Origin of the sequence: Streptomyces daqingensis, from assembly GCF_014645895.1 — a bacterium.
GTDB classification, from domain to species: Bacteria; Actinomycetota; Actinomycetes; order Streptomycetales; family Streptomycetaceae; genus Streptomyces; species Streptomyces daqingensis.
Window position 1 is genome coordinate 253,564 of sequence record NZ_BMMP01000007.1, and the last position, 16,527, is coordinate 270,090.

A 16,527-nucleotide genomic window follows, 5' to 3' on the forward strand; every position below is an offset into this window, starting at 1 on the left:
CTACTGCGACGGGTGTTCGGGCCCTCCGTACTCCGGGCTCGAGTAGTCGGGGCTGGAGTAGCGGGGGCGTACGCTCCGCTCCTCCTTGCCGTCGGAGGGAGTGCGGCTGGAGAAGTCCGGGTGGGAGTAGCCGAGCCGCGGCGTGCGCTCCGCACGCCGCGTCTGCCCGTCCTGCGTCTGCTCGCCCGCCTGGCCTTCGCCCGGGGTGGGGGCGTAGCTGGACGGGGCCCGGCCGCCCGGTTCGTCCGCGAGGGCGCCGGTCAGGAACGGGACTATGCCGCGCTCCAGCAGCGCCTCACGCCAGGCGGCGCGTGCCTTGGCGAGGTCCTCCGTACGGCCCGCGCGGCCCGGCGTTCCGGAGCCGGAAGCCGCCTGCTCCTCGGCCGCCGTCCGGCGTGCTCCGGCCCCGTTGCGCAGGGCGGTCAGCCACAACTCGACCATGCCGACGACGGTTCCCGCGGCGGCGAGCACGGCGAAGACCCAGCCGGCGCCCCTCATGGGGGCGGCTATCGACGGCTCGGGTGTCACGGCGTGCAGCGCATAGCCCAACAGCAGGAAGATGACCGCCGCCGTCCCCGCGAGCAGCGGCACCAGCACGGACACCATCGCCAGCAGCCCGGCTCCCGCGGAGTCGGCCGGGCCCTGGCCGCCGTCGGCGGCGAGGCCCGCCTCCTCGGGGCGGTTGGCGTCGGCAGCCGCGGCGCCGGAACCGGCGTCCGCGCCCGTGCGGACTCCGGCGCCGGCCGGGCGCGCTGCCGAGGCGGCCTGCCCGGCCGGCTGCCGCAACTCGGTGCGCAGCGCGACGAAGTGGGCGTACTCCTCCGCGGCGTTGCCGGCGATGGCGCTGGCCGCGCTGAGGGCCATGGTCCGGAGCTGCTCGGCCTTGAGCCGCTCGCCCAGCCCCGCGAGAGCGGGACGGCGGGCCGCCGTACGCAGTGCCTCGTCCACGGCCCGCTCGAACTCGGGCCGGTCCTCGGGCAACAGGTGCGGAGCGCTGTTCATGTGCATCCCCCGATGCTCCGTAAGGCCGTGAAGGCCGGTCGGCGGGCGGGGCAGCCACGGCGACGGGTAGGGGAACTCGCTGCGGCAGGACCGATGGTAGAGGGAGTCCGGCACCCCTTGATGAAGAGTTTCCGGTAATTGGCCCTTCCCGGCAACGTGTTCCGCGCCGTCCGCGCCCGTGCGTGAAGTTCTGCGCCCGCCCCTGAACGGCTATTCCGTCAGCGGAAGTTGCGTGACGAGCAGCTTTCCGGCCATGGTCACGCCGCCGTCCATGGCCAGCGCCAGCCCGTCCGCGTAGACGTGCGGGCCGGTCACGTCGGGGGCGTCCTCCTCGTCTTCGCTGCCCACGTCGCCCAGCAGGTACGGGATCGGGCTGTGGCCGTGGACGATGCGCTCGCCGCCGAAGACGGAGAGCAGGCCCCGGGCGTTCTCCGGGCCCGTGCCGTCGCGGAAGGCGAACCGCTTGGTGAACTTGCGGAACAGGTCCCAGGTCTCGTCGGCGTCGTTGCGCTGGAGCGCCACGGTGACGGCGTCGTTGACCGCGTCGATGGTGGTGCCGTAGTCGAGGTAGCAGGTGGCGTCGGAGTGCAGCAGCAGGTGCCCGTCGGCGAGCGCCATCGCGTCCAGCCGCGACATCCACTGCACGTGGTGGTCCTGCAGGCGCTCCATGTCGGAGCGCTGGCCGCCGTTGAGGAGCCAGGCCGCCTGGAAGGAGGCGGTGCCCGCGCCGGAGTTGACGGGAGTGTCCCCGAAGCGCTTCGCGCCGATGAGCAGGAGTTCGTGGTTGCCCATCAGGGCCTTGCAGTAGCCGCCCGCGGCGGCGGCCTGTGCCGAGAGGTCCATCACCAGGTCGATGACGCCGATCCCGTCCGGGCCGCGGTCGGTGAAGTCGCCGAGGAACCACAGACGGGCGTTGCCGGCGATCCAGTCGTCCTGGGCGTCGATGATCCCCGCGGCGCGCAGTGCCTCGCGCAGCTCGTCGAGGTAGCCGTGCACGTCGCCGACGACGAACAGCGAACCCTCGCCCTCATTGGTGGTGGCGGGCTTCGGCACGTCCACGAGGGTGGGCTCCCGTTCGCCGTTCCCGCCGGGGGTGATGACCGGGAGGTCGCGTTCGGTGGGCGTGTAGCCCTCGGGCTCCTCCGGCCGGGCCGGCTCCTGCCGTACAGGCGCGGAGGCCGCTGCCGGAGGCGGGAGAGGTGCGGGCTCAGCGGCCTGCGCCGGGGCGACAGCCGGTGCGGGCGGAACGGGACCACCGCCGAATCCGTCCCCCTGCGCGGTCGCGCCGCCGCCCTGCCACATCGCGGGTCCCTGACCGGCCCCCTGAGTCATCGACCCCTCCACCATCGCGCGCCGCCGTGCACCTGCCCGGACCTTGCCCTGCCTGCCGCGGCGGGGAGTTCCCGCCTGTCGCCTCTCTGCGCCGGCCCACACGTCCGTGGCTCCACGGTTTCACAGGTCGAGGGCGGGTCCCGGTGTCGTGCGCCCATCATAGGAACGCCGGTAGCGGCTCGCGACGCACATGGGGGTGGCAATTGAGGCTCGTGCACGCGACGGTGGCGCATTCCTCCGGAAATCTGCCTCTCGTCCCCGCGCGGAGGGTCCGTCAGCCGCTCGGCACGGACGGTCCGGAGGGGCCGCGGCCGTCATTCGGCGCCCGGGGAACGCGGCGCGCTGACCGTGTTGCGGGGCGGGCGGCGCTGCGAGGACGTACGGACGATGAGGTCGGTCGGCATGACCTGGTGCACGGGTGACTTCGGACCGACGCCCTCGATGGCGTCGATGAGTAACTGGATGACGGTGTTGCCGATCCTGCCGGGCTTCAGGGAGAGCGTGGTGATGGGCGGTTCGGTGCTGGCGTAGACGGTGGACTCGCTGCAGCACACCAGCAGCAGGTCCTCCGGTACGCGCAGCCCGTAGCGCCGCGCGGCCGCGAGCAGGTCGGTGCCGTTGGGGTCGAACAGGCCGTAGACGGCGTCGGGGCGGTCGGGCCGCGCCAGCAGCCGGTCCGCGGCGACCGCGCCGGCGCAGGGGTCGTGGGCCGGGTAGGTCTCGTAGACCGGTTCCTGGCCGACGCGGCGGCACCAGTCGAGGTAGGCGGAGGTGGAGAGCCGCGTGTAGGTGTCGGTGCTGGTGCCGGTGAGCAGCCCGATCCGGCGGGCGCCCGACTCGGCGAGGTGGTCGAGGAGACCGCGCACCGCCGCCTCGTGGTCGTTGTCGACCCACGCGGTGACGGGCAGCGAGCCGGCGGGGCGGCCGTCGGAGACCACCGGCAGCCCGGAGCGCACGAGTTCGGTGACGACGGGGTCCTCGTCGGAGGGGTCGATGACGACGGTGCCGTCGAGCGCGACGTTGGACCACAGGTCGTGGCGGGAGGTGGCGGGCAGGATCACCAGCGCGTATCCCCGGGCGAGCGCTGCCGAGGTGGCCGCACGCGCCATCTCCGCGAAGTAGGCGAACTCGGTGAAGGTGAACGGTTCTTCGCCGTACGTCGTCACGGTGAGCCCGATCAGGCCGGACTTCCCGGTGCGGAGCGTGCGGGCGGCCGCCGACGGGCGGTAGCCGAGGCGCTCGGCGACCTCGCGGACGTGCCGGCGGGTGGCCTCGGGCAGTCTGCCCTTGCCGTTGAGGGCGTCGGAGACAGTCGTGATGGATACACCGGCCGCGGCGGCGACATCGCGGATGCCCGCGCGCCCGTTCAGCCGGCTCCCCCCGCGTGCCCGGCGCGAGGCCGGTGCCCGGCTTACCTGATGCTTCTCTGCTGCTGTCATGGCGCCCCGATCGTAGGCCCGCGGCGGAGGGGGTGGCGGACGCCGCGGAGGAGGGCCAGAAGGCACGATTCTGCATGTGTCCCTGGCATCAACAACCTTTAAAACTACGGTAGTTGACGCCCCGTCATAAACTTTGCGTCCCGTTCGGGCGATTGCGCCCGCGGACACGGGGATGTTTCGAGGAGGTCTCAACTCACACTCATGAGTGACGCGCGCCACCGCTCCCGCCACCAGCGCGGTAGTGCGTGGGGGAGCTCATGCCGCACACCCGTACGCTCTGTTCCGCATTCCTCTTATGGTGAGCAGTATTGAAGTCCGAGTCGGGACGAGGAGGAACAGCGGTGAGTGAGAAGACGCCCAGGCTGCGCGGCGCGCTCGAGGGGATCCCCACCTACAGGCCCGGACGGCCGGCCGCCTCCGGAACGGCCGCGTACAAGCTGTCCTCCAACGAGAACCCCTACCCCCCGCTGCCGGGTGTCCTGGAGACGATGACGGCGGCCACGGCGAAGGCCAACCGCTATCCGGACATGGCCTGCACGGCGCTGATGGCCGAACTGGCGGAGCGCTTCGGCGTCCCCGTCGAGCACGTGGCCACCGGCACCGGCTCGGTCGGCGTCGCCCAGCAGCTGCTCCAGAGCACCGCGGGCCCGGGCGACGAGGTGGTCTACGCCTGGCGGTCCTTCGAGGCCTACCCGATCGTCACCCAGATCTCCGGCGCCACCTCGGTGCAGGTCCCGCTGACCGAGGGCGAGGAGCACGACCTGGACGCGATGGCCGACGCGGTCACCGAGCGCACCAGGCTGATCTTCGTCTGCAATCCCAACAACCCCACGGGCGTGGCCATCCGCCGGGACGCCCTGGAGCGGTTCCTGGACCGGGTGCCGGAAGACGTCCTGGTCGTACTGGACGAGGCGTACCGCGAGTTCGTCCGCGACGAGGACGTCCCGGACGGGATCTCCCTCTACCGCGACCGTCCCAACGTCTGCGTGCTGCGCACCTTCTCGAAGGCGTACGGCCTGGCCGGGCTCCGGGTCGGCTTCGCCGTCGCTCACGAGCCGGTCGCCGCCGCGCTGCGCAAGACCGCCGTGCCGTTCGGGGTCAGCCAGGTCGCCCAGGACGCCGCGGTGGCGTCGCTGCGCAGCGAGGACGCGCTGCTGGAGCGGGTGGAGACGCTCGTGGCGGAGCGTGCGCGCGTCTCGCGCGAGCTGGTGGCGCAGGGCTGGACGGTCCCGGAGTCGCAGGCCAACTTCGTGTGGCTGCGGCTGGGCGAGCGTACGGTCGACTTCGCGGCGGCGTGCGAGAAGGCCGGTGCGGTGGTCCGCCCGTTCGCCGGCGAGGGAGTGCGCGTCACGGTGGGGGAGAGCGAGGCGAACGACATCTTCCTGCAGACCGCCGCCGCCTTCCGCAAGAACGAACTCTGACCTCACGGCCGGCGCGGCCCCTCGGTCCGCGAACCGGCGACACGACGGCGGCCCGTCCGCCCTGCCCTCAGCGGGGGCAGGCGCAGGCGGGCCGCCGCCGTCGTGGCCGCCCGTCCTGCCGGGCAGATGTGGCCTTCCTCCCTTTTCGGCGCCCCCGCTGCGCGGGCGGTCCGGCGTGGTCGTAGCATTACTTGTGAATGTGAACGCATTCACAAGTGCACTCGGCGGGCCCCGGCGTTCTGACTCGACCAGGAGGAACGCGGGGCGCGGTGGAAGGCAAAGGAGAGAGCCGGTGGAGATCACAGCTCTGGCGCCGGAGACGCTGGCACGCTGGCAGTTCGGCGTCACGACCGTCTACCACTTCCTCTTCGTCCCCCTGACGATCTCGCTGGCCTCCCTCGTCGCCGGGCTCGAGACGGCGTGGGTGCGCACCGGCAAGGAGAGGTACCTGCGGGCCACCAAGTTCTGGGGGAAGCTCTTCCTGATCAACATCGCCATGGGCGTGGTGACGGGAATCCTGCAGGAGTTCCAGTTCGGGATGAACTGGTCGGACTACTCGCGCTTCGTCGGGGACGTGTTCGGCGCCCCGCTCGCCTTCGAAGCGCTCATCGCCTTCTTCTTCGAGTCGACCTTCATCGGGCTGTGGATCTTCGGCTGGGACAAGCTGCCCAAGCGCCTCCACGCGGCGTGCATGTGGATGGTCGCCCTCGGCACCGTCCTGTCCGCCTACTTCATCCTCGCCGCCAACTCCTGGATGCAGCACCCCGTGGGCTACCGCATCAACCCGGACAACGGCAGGGCCGAACTCACCGACATCCTCCGCGTGCTCACGCAGAACACCGCCGTCGCGCAGTTCGCGCACACCCTGGCCGCGGCGTTCCTCACGGGCGGCGCGTTCGTCGTCGGCGTCGCCGCGTACCACCTCGTGCGGGGGAGGCACGTGGCGGTGATGCGCTCCTCGCTGCGTCTGGGGCTGGTCACGCTCGTGGCCGCCGGGGCGCTCACGGCCGTCTCCGGCGACCGGCTGGGGAAGATCATGTACGACCAGCAGCCGATGAAGATGGCCGCCGCCGAAGCCCTGTGGGAGACGCAGGCGCCCGCGCCCTTCTCGCTCTTCGCCTACGGAGACGTCGACGAAGGCCACAACGAGGTCGCCGTCGAAGTGCCGGGGCTGCTCTCCTTCCTCGCGCACGACGACTTCTCCGCCGCCGTCCCCGGCATCAACGACACGCAGAAGGCGCTGCAGGAGAAGTACGGCGAGGAGACGGGCATCACCGACTTCCGGCCCAACATCCCCCTTGCCTACTGGTCGTTCCGCTGGATGATCGGCTTCGGCATGACGTCGCTGGCGCTGGGGACCGCCGGCCTCTACCTCACCCGGCGCAGGCTCTGGCTCTCCCCCCGGCTCCGCACGTCCGGCGACGAGGTCCCCGTCCTCGCCCTGACCCGCGACCGCGCGGCCGGCCCCGCCCTCACCCGCTGGTACTGGCGGCTCGCGCTGCTGACCATGGCGTTCCCGCTCGCCGCCAACGCCTGGGGGTGGATCTTCACCGAGACCGGCCGGCAGCCGTGGGTCGTCTACGGCGTGCTGCCCACGTCCGCGGCGGTCTCGCCCAGCGTGAGCCAGGGCGAGGTCATCACGTCGATGTCCGTGTTCATCGCGCTGTACGCCGTCCTCGCCGTCGTCGAGGTCAGGCTGCTCGTGAAGTACGTCAAGGCCGGGCCCCCGGAGCTGACCGACGACGACCTCGACCCGCCCACCCGGATCGGCGGTCACGACGCCGACGCCGACAGGCCGATGGCCTTCTCGTACTGAGGAGAGAGCGATGCAACTGCACGACGTCTGGTTCGCCGCCATCGGCGTGCTGTGGACCGGCTACTTCTTCCTGGAGGGCTTCGACTTCGGCATCGGCGTCCTCACCCGCCTCCTCGCACGCGACCGGACGGAACGCCGGGTGCTCATCAACACCATCGGACCGGTCTGGGACGGCAACGAGGTGTGGCTGCTGACCGCGGCGGGGGCGACCTTCGCCGCCTTCCCCGACTGGTACGCGACGCTCTTCTCGGGCTTCTACCTGCCGCTGCTGCTCGTCCTCGTCTGCCTCATCGTGCGCGGCGTGGCCTTCGAGTACCGCGCCAAGCGGCCCGAGCGCGGCTGGCAGGACCGCTGGGAGGCCGCGCTGTTCGTGACCTCGCTGCTTCCGGCGTTCCTCTGGGGCGCCGTCTTCGCCAACATCGTGCGGGGCGTGCCGATCGACGCGCGGAAGGACTACGCCGGGACGACCGCCGACCTGTTCGGCCCCTACGCGCTGCTCGGCGGGCTGGCGACGCTCGTCCTCTTCACCTTCCACGGCAGCGTCTTCGCCGCGCTGAAGACCACCGGCGCCATACGCCTGCGGGCGCGGCGGCTCGCGGGCCGGCTCGGTCTCGCCGCGGCCGCCGTGCTGGCGGTCTTCCTCGCGTGGACGCAGCAGCACACCGGCGGCACCGGGAGCCTCATCGCACTCGCGGTGGCACTGGCCGCGCTGCTCGCCGCCGTGCTCGCGAACAGGGCGGGCCGGGAGGGCTGGGCCTTCGGGCTGTCCGGGGTGACCGTCGCCGCCACGGTGGCCATGCTCTTCCTCGCGCTCTTCCCCGACGTGATGCCGTCCTCGCTCGACTCCGGCTGGAGCCTGACGGCCGAGGGCTCGGCCTCCAGCCCGTACACGCTGAGGATCATGAGCTGGTGTGCGGCCTTCGCCACACCGGTCGTCCTTCTCTACCAGGGGTGGACATACTGGGTCTTCCGCAAGCGCATCGGCACGCAGCACATCGCCGGCAACCACTGAGGTCACCCCATGAAGCCCGTAGACCCGCGCCTGCTCAGGTACGCCCGCACCACGCGGGTCTTCCTCGCGGCCTCCGTATTGCTGGGGCTGGCATCCGCGGGACTGGTCGTCGCGCAGGCGATGCTGATCGCCGACGTCGTCGTGCGCGGCTTCCAGGAGCACGCCACGGCAGGGCAGTTGCGGACCCCGCTGATGCTGCTCGCCGCCACGGCGGGCGGCCGGGCACTGGTGTCCTGGCTGACGGAGCTGACCGCGCACCGCTGCAGCGCCGCGGTCAAGTCGCAGCTGCGCACGCGGCTGCTGGAGCACGCCGGCAGGCTCGGCCCGGCGTGGCTGTCGAAGCAGCGCACCGGTGAACTCGTCACGCTCGCCACACGCGGCGTCGACGCCCTCGACGACTACTTCGCCCGCTACCTCCCCCAGCTCGCGCTCGCCGTCGTCGTCCCCGTGGCGGTGCTGGCGAGGATCGTCACGGCCGACTGGGTCTCCGCCGCGGTCATCACCGTGACCCTTCCGCTGATCCCGCTCTTCATGGTGCTGGTCGGCTGGGCGGCCCAGGCCCGCATGGACCGCCAGTGGCGGCTGCTCTCCCGGCTCTCCGGCCACTTCCTCGACGTCGTCTCCGGCCTGCCCACCCTCAAGGTCTTCGGCCGGGCCAAGGCGCAGGCGGAGAACATCCGCGCCATCACCGCCGACTACCGGCGGGCCACGCTGCGGACCCTGCGCATCGCGTTCCTCTCCTCGTTCGTCCTGGAGCTCCTGGCGACGATCTCCGTGGCGCTCGTGGCCGTCGGCATCGGCATGCGCCTCGTGCACGGCGAACTCGACCTGCACACCGGGCTGCTCGTCCTCGTCCTGGCACCCGAGGCGTACCTGCCGCTGCGGCAGGTCGGCACCCAGTACCACGCCGCCGCCGAGGGGCTGTCCGCCGCCGAGGAGGTCTTCGCCGTACTGGAGGAGGCCCCGCCGGAGGTCTCCGGGCCGCCCGCCCCCGATCTGCGGTCCGCGGACATCACGGTCGACGGCCTCGTCGTACGTCACGAGGGCCGCCGCGAGGACTCGCTGCCCGCCACCTCCCTGACGCTCGCGCCGGGCGAGACGCTCGCTCTTACCGGTCCGTCCGGTTCGGGGAAGACGACGCTGGTGAACGCGCTGCTCGGCTTCGTCCGCCCCGCCGAGGGCAGCATCCAGGCCGGCGGTGCGCGGCTGGGCGGCTTCGGACTCGCGAGCTGGCACGAGCAGATCGCCTGGGTCCCGCAGCATCCGCATCTCTTCGCGGGGACCGTCGCGGACAACGTGCGGCTGGCCCGGCCCGGGGCCACGGACGCCGAGGTGCGCGCCGCGCTCGACGCGGCGTGCGCGGGCCTCGACCCGGCGGCCGGACTCGGCGAGGGCGGGGCGGGCGTGTCGGCGGGGCAGCGCCAACGGGTCGCGCTGGCACGGGCGTTCCTCGCCGACCGCCCGCTGCTGCTGCTCGACGAGCCGACGGCGGCGCTGGACGGCGAGACGGAGGCGTCCGTCGTCGAGACGGTCCGCCGCCTCTGCGCCGACCGCACGGTCCTGCTGATCACGCACCGCCCCGCGCTGCTGGGCGTCGCGGACCGGGTGCTGCGTCTGGAGGGGCACCGGGCGGAGACGGACGGGCGGTCCGGGACCGCCGGGGAGCCCGGCCCGTGGCGCGGCCGCCCGGTGCCGGCCGCCTCCCCGGGGCCCGCACACGCGGACGCCGCCGCGGACGAGGCCGCGGCGCCGGCCGTCCCGGAGCCCCGTCCCTCCGTCGGCGGCACCACCTCCGAGACCCGGCAGCCCCCGCAGCCGCGGGACGCCTCCGGCGTTCTCACGCTGCGCGCCGCGACCCCGCGAGCCGCCCTCGCCCTCCTCCTCGGCTCGCTGGCGCTGCTCAGCGCCGTGGGCCTCATGGCCACTTCCGGCTGGCTGATCTCCAGGGCGGCACAGCATCCGCCGGTGCTCTACCTCATGGTCGCCGTCACGGCGACGCGCGCGTTCGGCATCGGGCGCGCCGTCTTCCGGTACGCCGAGCGCCTCGTCTCCCACGACGCGGTGCTGCGCGTCCTGGCCGACGTCCGCGTGCAGGTCCACCGCCGGCTGGAGCGGCTGGCACCCGCCGGGCTGCGCCGCAGCCACCGCGGCGACCTGCTGACCCGCCTCGTCGCCGACGTCGACGCCCTCCAGGACCACCTGCTGCGCTGGCTTCTCCCCGCCGCGGTCGCGGTCACCGTCGGGACCGTCGCCGTCGGCTTCACCGCGGCGCTGCTCCCGGCCGCCGGGGCGGCCCTCGCCGCGGGCCTGCTCGCGGCGGGCGCCGCAGTCCCCGCACTGGCCGGCGTGCTCTCCCGGCGCACGGAGCGCCGCCTCGCCCCGGCGCGCGCCGCGCTCGCCACCCGGGTGGTCGACCTCCTCACGGGAACCGCCGAGTCGACCGTCGCGGGGGCGCTGCCCGCCCGTACCGCCGCGGCACGCGACGCCGACGCCGGTCTGACCCGCCTCGCCGCGCGCTCCGCCGCCGTCACCGCCCTCGGTTCCGGCCTGGCCGCGCTCGCGTCGGGGCTCACCGTCACCGCAGCCGCCTGGACCGGGGTCGCGGCGGTGCACGACGGGTCTCTCGACGGGGTGTGGCTGGCGGCGCTCGTCCTGACGCCGCTCGCCGCGTTCGAGGCGGTCAGCGGGATGCCGCTCGCCGTCCAGTACCGGCAGCGCACCCGGCGTTCGGCGGAGCGGATACGCGAGGTGCTGGAAGCGCGCGAACCCGTCCGGGAGCCGGAGCGTCCCCTTCCCGCGCCTGCCTCCCCCTTCCCCGTCGAGCTGCGGAACGTCACCGTCCGCTACCCGGACGAGGAGGACGCCGCCCCCGGCTGCCGGACGCCCGCGCCGCTCGCGGAATTCGGTCTGACGCTCGCACCCGGGCACCGCGTCGCGGTGGTAGGCGCCTCCGGCTCCGGCAAGACGACGCTCGCGCAGGCGCTGCTGCGCTTCCTCGACGTGCGGAGCGGTACGTACACCCTCGGCGGAGTCCCGGCGGAGCGGCTGGAGTCCGACGAGGTCCGCCGCTTCGTCGGCCTGTGCGCGCAGGACGCCCACATCTTCGACAGCTCGCTCCGGGAGAACCTGCGCCTCGCCCGTACCGGCGCGGACGACGCCGAGCTGCACCGGGCCCTGGCCGCCGCCCGGCTCGGAACGTGGGCCGCCACGCTGCCCGACGGGCTCGACACCCTCGTCGGCGAGCACGGAGCCCGGCTCTCCGGCGGGCAGCGCCAACGGCTCGCGCTCGCACGGGCGTTGCTCGCGGACTTCCCCGTCCTCGTCCTCGACGAGCCCGCCGAGCACCTCGACCTCCCCACCGCGGACGCGCTCACCGCGGACCTGCTCGCCGCCACGGAGGGCCGCACGACGGTGCTGATCACGCACCGGCTCCACGGCCTCGACGCGGTGGACGAGGTGGTGGTGCTGGACGGCGGACGCACGGCCGAACGCGGCACCTACCGCGAACTGGCGGCCGCGGGAGGCCCGTTCAGCAGGATGCTGGCGCGGGAAGCCGAGGCGGCGACGGCGGGCGCCGGTGCGGAGCCCGGCGAGGCGGGCGCGGTCAGCGGCGCGCGCGGTCCGGCACAGCGCCGGACGGCGGAGCCGCCGGACCGGGGTCCGTCCCGAGCAGCAGCCGCTCGATGACCTCCGCGACGCCGTCCGCCTCGTTGGACGAGGTGACGTGCGTCGTGGCGGCGAGCACCTGAGGGTGCGCGTTGGCCATCGCGTAGGACGTTCCCGCCCAGCCCAGCATCTCCAGGTCGTTGGGCATGTCGCCGAAGGCGACGACCTCCTCCGGCTGGACGCCCCGCTCCGCGCAGCACTTCGCCAGAGTGCTGGCCTTGCTCACGCCCCGCCCGCTGATCTCCAGCAGCGCGGACTTGCTGGAGCGTGTGAACTGCGCGTGCGCGCCCGCCGCTTCGCGTCCGAGGGTGAGGAACTCGTCCGGTTCGAGCTCGGGGTGGTACGCGAGGAGTTTCAGGACGGGCTGTCCGTGGTCCAGAGGGGGCCTGGGGCCCGGGCCCGCTCCCAGCAGCTTCTCGGCGGGGGCGACGCAGCCCACCGGATCGGGGTGCAGGGCCGGGTAGGAGGGCTCGAAGTGGATTCCGCCGCTGCGTTCGACCGCGAAGCTCACACCGTCCGCCGCCTCGCGCAGCGCCTCCACGACGGCCAGCGCGTCGTCCAGCTCCAGCGCGCGCACGTCCACGACCTTGCGTCCCCGGTGCAGGTCGACGACCGCGGCGCCGTTCGCGCAGATGGCGAGACCGTGGCCGTGGACGTGCTCGCTCACCACGTCCATCCAGCGCGCAGGACGTCCCGTGACGAAGAAGACGTCGAGCCCAGCGACCTCTGCCGCCGCCAAGGCGGCGACCGTGCGGTCCGAGACCGTCTTGTCGTCGCGCAGCAGCGTGCCGTCGAGGTCCGTGGCGATCAGCCGCGGACGGACGGCGCGGGGGGTGCCCACGGCGGTGGCGGGGCCGGCGGAGGGCCCGGCGGCACAGGCGGCGGGAGACGGGCGCGGATCAGTCACAGCCCCCATCATCGCTCATATGTACGCACACTCGTGCGCAGGGCTCCGCTGATGAGCGCTCCGAAAGGCGGCGGGGGCGCGCGCCCCGCCGGCTCGGCCGGCCTTCAGGCGTTCCGGTTGAGCTGCCCGGGCGCCTCCGTGGCGATCCGCTCGAAGACACCCTGGTCGGCTTCGAAACGGGTACCCGGCAGCGGCCAGTGCAGGACGATCTCCGTGATGCCGGCCTCGGCGTGCTTCCCGGCGAAGTCGACGAAGGCGTCGACCGATCCGAGGGGGTTCCCCGGCGTGAAGCCGGTGAGCAGGATCTTCTCCGGGACGGAGGAGTCCCGTCCGGTCTCGGCGCAGGCCGTGTCCAGCCGGGTGATCTGGTCCCGTACGGCCTGGAGGCTCTCCTCCGGGGTTCCCTCCGCGGAGACGCGGGGGTCGCCCGTCGTCACCCACGCGTCCCCGTAGCGCGCCGCGAGGAGGAGCCCGCGCGGGCCGGTGGCGGCGACGGCGAAGGGGAGGCGGGGCCGCTGGACGCAGCCGGGGACGCCGCGCACCTCGTGCGCCGAGTAGAACGTTCCGTCGTAGGTGACCACGGGGTCGCGCAGCAGCCGGTCCAGCAGCGGCACGAACTCCGCGAAGCGGTCCGCCCGTTCGCGGGGGGTCCACGGCTGCTGCCCGAGGGCCGTCGCGTCGAAGCCGTTGCCTCCGGCGCCGACGCCGAGGACGACGCGTCCGCCGCTGACGTCGTCCAGGGTGAGCAGCTCCTTCGCCAGCGTCACCGGATGCCGGAAGTTCGGCGACGTGACGAGAGTGCCGAGGCGCAGCCGCGAGGTGGCCCCGGCGGCGGCCGTCAGCGTGGGCAGGGCGCCGAACCACGGGCCGTCGCGGAAGGGTTCGCGCCACGAGAGGTGGTCGTAGGTGTAGGCGGCGTGGAAGCCGAGCTCCTCGGCGCGGCGCCACCGCTCGCGGCCGCCCTCGTGCCAGCGGACGACGGGGAGGATCACGGTGCTCAGGCGCAGGCTCATGGCCACGACACTACGTCGGGCCCGGGCGCCCCCGCGGGCCCGTCCGGGACGCCGCCGAGCAGCTGCCGCATCGACTGCGCCGCCCGGACCGCCGCGTCGCCGCAGCAGTTGTTGAAGAGGACGTGGACCTCGCGCGCCTGCTCGGCCATCGCGCGGATGCGGGGCGTCCACTCCGACAGTTCGGCGGCGGTGTACGAGTGGCGGAACTTCTCCTCCTTCGTCCCGGTGCCCCAGGCGGTGCTGCGCCCGTGGAAGCGCACCACCGCGAGCCGGGGGACGGTGACCGCTGCCACGGGAGGCACGGAGGCCGGCAGCGTCTGCGCCGTGTCCACCGCGACGGCCGCCGCGTCCAGCTCCGAAAGCAGCGCCGAGGTTCCGGCGGCGCGGTCCTCGCTCCACCAGCCGGGATGCCGGAACTCCACGGCCACGGGCCATCCCGCCGTCCGCTCGCGGCACGCGCGCAGGAACGCCTCGGCGGACCTCCCCGGTGCGAACCGCCCCGGGAACTGGAACAGGAGCGCTCCGAGGCGGCCGGAGTCGCGCAGCGGCCGGAGGGCCTCGCCGAACCGGCTCCACACCTCGTCGAGCAGGCCGGGATCGGTCCCGGGCCTGCCGCGCTGCCGCTCCAGGGCCGGACGGAGATCGGGCGGCAGCGCTCCCGGCCTCGTGGGGTGACCGGTGAGCAGGGAGAACGCCTTCACGTCGAAGCGGAATCCGCCGGGGGTGCGCGCCGCCCACAGGTGGCTGTTGCGAGCCGTGGGGAGGCCGTAGTAGGTGGCGTCGACCTCGGCCACCGGGAACTGCGCGGCGTAGTGCCGCAGCCAGCCCTCCGCGTCCCGCCTGCCCGGCGGATACCAGCCGCTGGAGACCAGCGCCCTGTCCGTCCACGAACATGTGCCGACCCGGATCTCTCCCATGCCGGCCGCCTTCCCCGGACGGCGGCCGCGCCAACGTCCTTGCGTGAGGCGCCCGTCGGGAGGGGCGCGGGTCGGGGCGGCCGGGCCGTCGCCGGTCACGCGGCGGGCACTCACGGTCATTAGTCGAAAAGAGTTAAAAAGTGGACAATTGCTACAAGGTGTCCGCGTGACGGCATCACCGCGGCGCAGCGGACGGGTCACGCCCGCCCGCGGCAGCCCGGCCGGGCATCGCACCCCGCTCATGCGGAGGCACCGAGGTCATCTGGGCAGACCGCTCCCGGTACGGCGTGGAAAGGAACGGGCCATGGCAGCCACACACAGCCGGTACGTCGCCGACCGCGGTCTGACCAGCCGGATGGTGGTCACGATGTTCTTCATCGGGCTGCTGTACGTCGTACTCGTCGGCGTCCTGGTCGCGGCTCTCGGCAACGCCTGGCCCCTGATCGTCCTCGTGGTGGGCGGCCTCTTCGTGGCGCAGTTCTGGTTCAGCGACCGGATCGCCGCCTTCAGCATGGGCGCCCGCGAAGTCACCCCCGAACAGGCGCCCGAGCTGCACGGGGCGGTGGACCGGCTGTGCGCGCTGGCGGACGTGCCGAAACCCAAGGTCGCGATGGCCCAGAGCGATGTGCCCAACGCCTTCGCGACAGGGCGCAGCCAGCGCAAGTCCATGGTCTGCGCGACCACCGGGCTGATGCGCCGCCTCGAACCCGAGGAACTCGAAGGCGTGCTCTCGCACGAGCTGTCGCACGTCGCGCACCGCGATGTGGCCGTGATGACGATCGCCTCCTTCCTCGGCGTCCTGGCCGGGATCATGACGCGCGTCGCGCTGTGGGGCGGCCTGAGCAGAGCGGGGCGCGACGACCAGAGCGGAGCGGGCATCGTGCTGCTGCTCGTCCCCCTGGTGAGCGCCGCCGTCTACATCGTCAGCTTCCTGCTGACGAGGCTCCTCTCGCGCTACCGCGAACTGTCCGCGGACCGCGCCGGAGCACTGCTGACGGGACGGCCCTCCGCCCTCGCCTCCGCGCTGACCAAGGTCACCGGCGAGATGGCGCGGATCCCCACGCGGGACCTGCGCAAGGCCGAGCCCTTCAACGCCTTCTACTTCGCGCCCGCCTTCTCCGGCGAGAGCGTCGCGGCCCTGCTCTCCTCGCACCCGCCGCTCGAGCGCCGCCTCGACCAGCTCAGCCGGATCTCCGCGCAGCTCGGGCAGCAGCGGTGACGGCGGGCGCCCCGGGGCGGCGCCCGCCCCGCACAACAGCACACGCACCCGTCAGCCCCCCATCCGATTGAGGGACGTGAAGACCGTGGGTCTCCTGGACGCACTGCTCGGCCGCAGCAAACCCGCCCGCCCCGACCTGGACCAGCTCTTCGGGCTGCCCGCGGCGGCCGTCACGCTCCAGGCCGGAGCGGATCTCCGGCCGACGGGGCTCGGGTCGGTGTGCTTCGCGAGCGTCGAGGGCGGTGCGTTCAAGCAGGTGGAGCGGGACGTGCGGGCGCTGCTCGACGCCGACCCGCCGCCGGGCGACCCCGGCGGCCCGTCCGGCAACCCCGACGACACCCCTCCGGGCAACCCGGGCATCCCGGGCGACGCCCCGCCCGCCGTCCACGGCGACGTGCCGGTCGAGTTCAGCCAGGACGAGTACGGCTACACCTGGCTCCTCACCCGGCACGGGCCGCTGGGGACGATCTCCCTGGTGAACGACCTGCACGCCGTGAACACCCTGCTCGCCGAGGGAGGGTTCGGCCCGCAGCTGCTGTGCTCCGTCGTCGGTTTCCGCGGGGCGGGCGACGGTGACCCCCGCGCACTGGCCCTGGTCTACCTCTACAAGCGCGGCACCTTCTATCCGTTCGCGCCCCGCCCCGGGCAGCCGGAGAAGCGGGACAGCGCACTGGAGCTTCAGGTGCGCGGCCTGCTGACGGACGACCTGCGGATGGAACCGGACCTGGCCCGCTGGTTCCCCCTCTGGGGAGCGCCGGGCCTCTGACGGGCGCGACTCTCGTG

12 protein-coding genes are annotated in these 16,527 nt (G+C 73.4%); 6 read left to right on the forward strand and 6 right to left on the reverse strand.

Going from position 1 to position 16,527, the window contains the following annotated elements; genetic code table 11:
• The 3 genes from IEY56_RS12810 to IEY56_RS12820 form a co-directional block, all read right to left on the reverse strand.
• On the reverse strand, nt 1-1,008 hold the full coding sequence (locus tag IEY56_RS12810; RefSeq protein ID WP_189037267.1) for a hypothetical protein: 1,008 nt from the start codon (nt 1,006-1,008) through the stop codon (nt 1-3).
• Between the two features lie 204 nt (nt 1,009-1,212).
• Entirely contained in the window at nt 1,213-2,349 is a 1,137-nt protein-coding gene (locus IEY56_RS12815) for a metallophosphoesterase (protein WP_189037268.1), read from the reverse strand.
• Between the two features lie 299 nt (nt 2,350-2,648).
• Nucleotides 2,649-3,773, reverse strand: coding sequence for a LacI family DNA-binding transcriptional regulator (locus IEY56_RS12820; RefSeq protein ID WP_189037269.1), 1,125 nt, complete (start codon nt 3,771-3,773; stop codon nt 2,649-2,651).
• 341 nt (nt 3,774-4,114) lie between these two features.
• Between IEY56_RS12820 and hisC the strand changes: the two genes are divergently transcribed.
• From hisC to cydD, 4 genes are all read left to right on the forward strand, one after another.
• The gene (gene hisC, locus IEY56_RS12825; protein WP_189037270.1) at nt 4,115-5,194 is read left to right on the forward strand and encodes a histidinol-phosphate transaminase; all 1,080 of its coding nucleotides are present in this window, start codon (nt 4,115-4,117) and stop codon (nt 5,192-5,194) included.
• A gap of 292 nt (nt 5,195-5,486) precedes the next feature.
• On the forward strand, nt 5,487-7,010 hold the full coding sequence (locus IEY56_RS12830) for a cytochrome ubiquinol oxidase subunit I (RefSeq protein ID WP_189037271.1): 1,524 nt from the start codon (nt 5,487-5,489) through the stop codon (nt 7,008-7,010).
• Between the two features lie 10 nt (nt 7,011-7,020).
• Nucleotides 7,021-8,022 (forward strand): cytochrome d ubiquinol oxidase subunit II, encoded by a 1,002-nt coding sequence (gene cydB, locus IEY56_RS12835; protein ID WP_189037272.1) that lies wholly within the window; start codon nt 7,021-7,023, stop codon nt 8,020-8,022.
• A gap of 9 nt (nt 8,023-8,031) precedes the next feature.
• Complete coding sequence (gene cydD, locus IEY56_RS12840; protein ID WP_189037273.1) at nt 8,032-11,709, forward strand: thiol reductant ABC exporter subunit CydD; 3,678 nt, start codon at nt 8,032-8,034, stop codon at nt 11,707-11,709.
• On the opposite strand, the gene IEY56_RS12845 is transcribed toward cydD, so the two are convergent.
• The 3 genes from IEY56_RS12845 to IEY56_RS12855 form a co-directional block, all read right to left on the reverse strand.
• The gene (locus tag IEY56_RS12845) at nt 11,627-12,604 is read right to left on the reverse strand and encodes an HAD family hydrolase (protein WP_189037274.1); all 978 of its coding nucleotides are present in this window, start codon (nt 12,602-12,604) and stop codon (nt 11,627-11,629) included. The two genes, cydD and IEY56_RS12845, sit on opposite strands and share 83 nt — an antisense overlap.
• Before the next feature lie 95 nt (nt 12,605-12,699).
• Entirely contained in the window at nt 12,700-13,608 is a 909-nt protein-coding gene (locus tag IEY56_RS12850) for an LLM class flavin-dependent oxidoreductase (protein WP_189037275.1), read from the reverse strand.
• A complete protein-coding gene (locus tag IEY56_RS12855; RefSeq protein WP_189037276.1) occupies nt 13,605-14,525 on the reverse strand; it encodes a DUF72 domain-containing protein in 921 nt (306 codons plus the stop codon). Before IEY56_RS12855 ends, IEY56_RS12850 begins: the two co-directional genes overlap by 4 nt.
• Nucleotides 14,526-14,829: 304 nt before the next feature.
• On the opposite strand from IEY56_RS12855, the gene htpX reads away from it, so the two are divergent.
• A complete protein-coding gene (htpX, locus tag IEY56_RS12860) occupies nt 14,830-15,744 on the forward strand; it encodes a zinc metalloprotease HtpX (RefSeq protein ID WP_189037277.1) in 915 nt (304 codons plus the stop codon).
• A gap of 85 nt (nt 15,745-15,829) precedes the next feature.
• Nucleotides 15,830-16,510 (forward strand): PspA-associated protein PspAB, encoded by a 681-nt coding sequence (gene pspAB, locus IEY56_RS12865; RefSeq protein ID WP_189037342.1) that lies wholly within the window; start codon nt 15,830-15,832, stop codon nt 16,508-16,510.
• Nucleotides 16,511-16,527 lie beyond the last annotated feature (17 nt).

Coding starts and splice junctions, on each gene's coding strand:
- IEY56_RS12810 (WP_189037267.1), bottom strand. CDS start 1,008: ATGCACATGAACAGCGCTCCGCACCTGTTGCCCGAGGACCGGCCCGAG.
- IEY56_RS12815 (WP_189037268.1), bottom strand. CDS start 2,349: ATGGTGGAGGGGTCGATGACTCAGGGGGCCGGTCAGGGACCCGCGATG.
- IEY56_RS12820 (WP_189037269.1), bottom strand. CDS start 3,773: ATGACAGCAGCAGAGAAGCATCAGGTAAGCCGGGCACCGGCCTCGCGC.
- cydB (WP_189037272.1), top strand. CDS start 7,021: ATGCAACTGCACGACGTCTGGTTCGCCGCCATCGGCGTGCTGTGGACC.
- cydD (WP_189037273.1), top strand. CDS start 8,032: ATGAAGCCCGTAGACCCGCGCCTGCTCAGGTACGCCCGCACCACGCGG.
- IEY56_RS12845 (WP_189037274.1), bottom strand. CDS start 12,604: ATGGGGGCTGTGACTGATCCGCGCCCGTCTCCCGCCGCCTGTGCCGCC.
- IEY56_RS12850 (WP_189037275.1), bottom strand. CDS start 13,608: ATGAGCCTGCGCCTGAGCACCGTGATCCTCCCCGTCGTCCGCTGGCAC.
- IEY56_RS12855 (WP_189037276.1), bottom strand. CDS start 14,525: ATGGGAGAGATCCGGGTCGGCACATGTTCGTGGACGGACAGGGCGCTG.
- htpX (WP_189037277.1), top strand. CDS start 14,830: ATGGCAGCCACACACAGCCGGTACGTCGCCGACCGCGGTCTGACCAGC.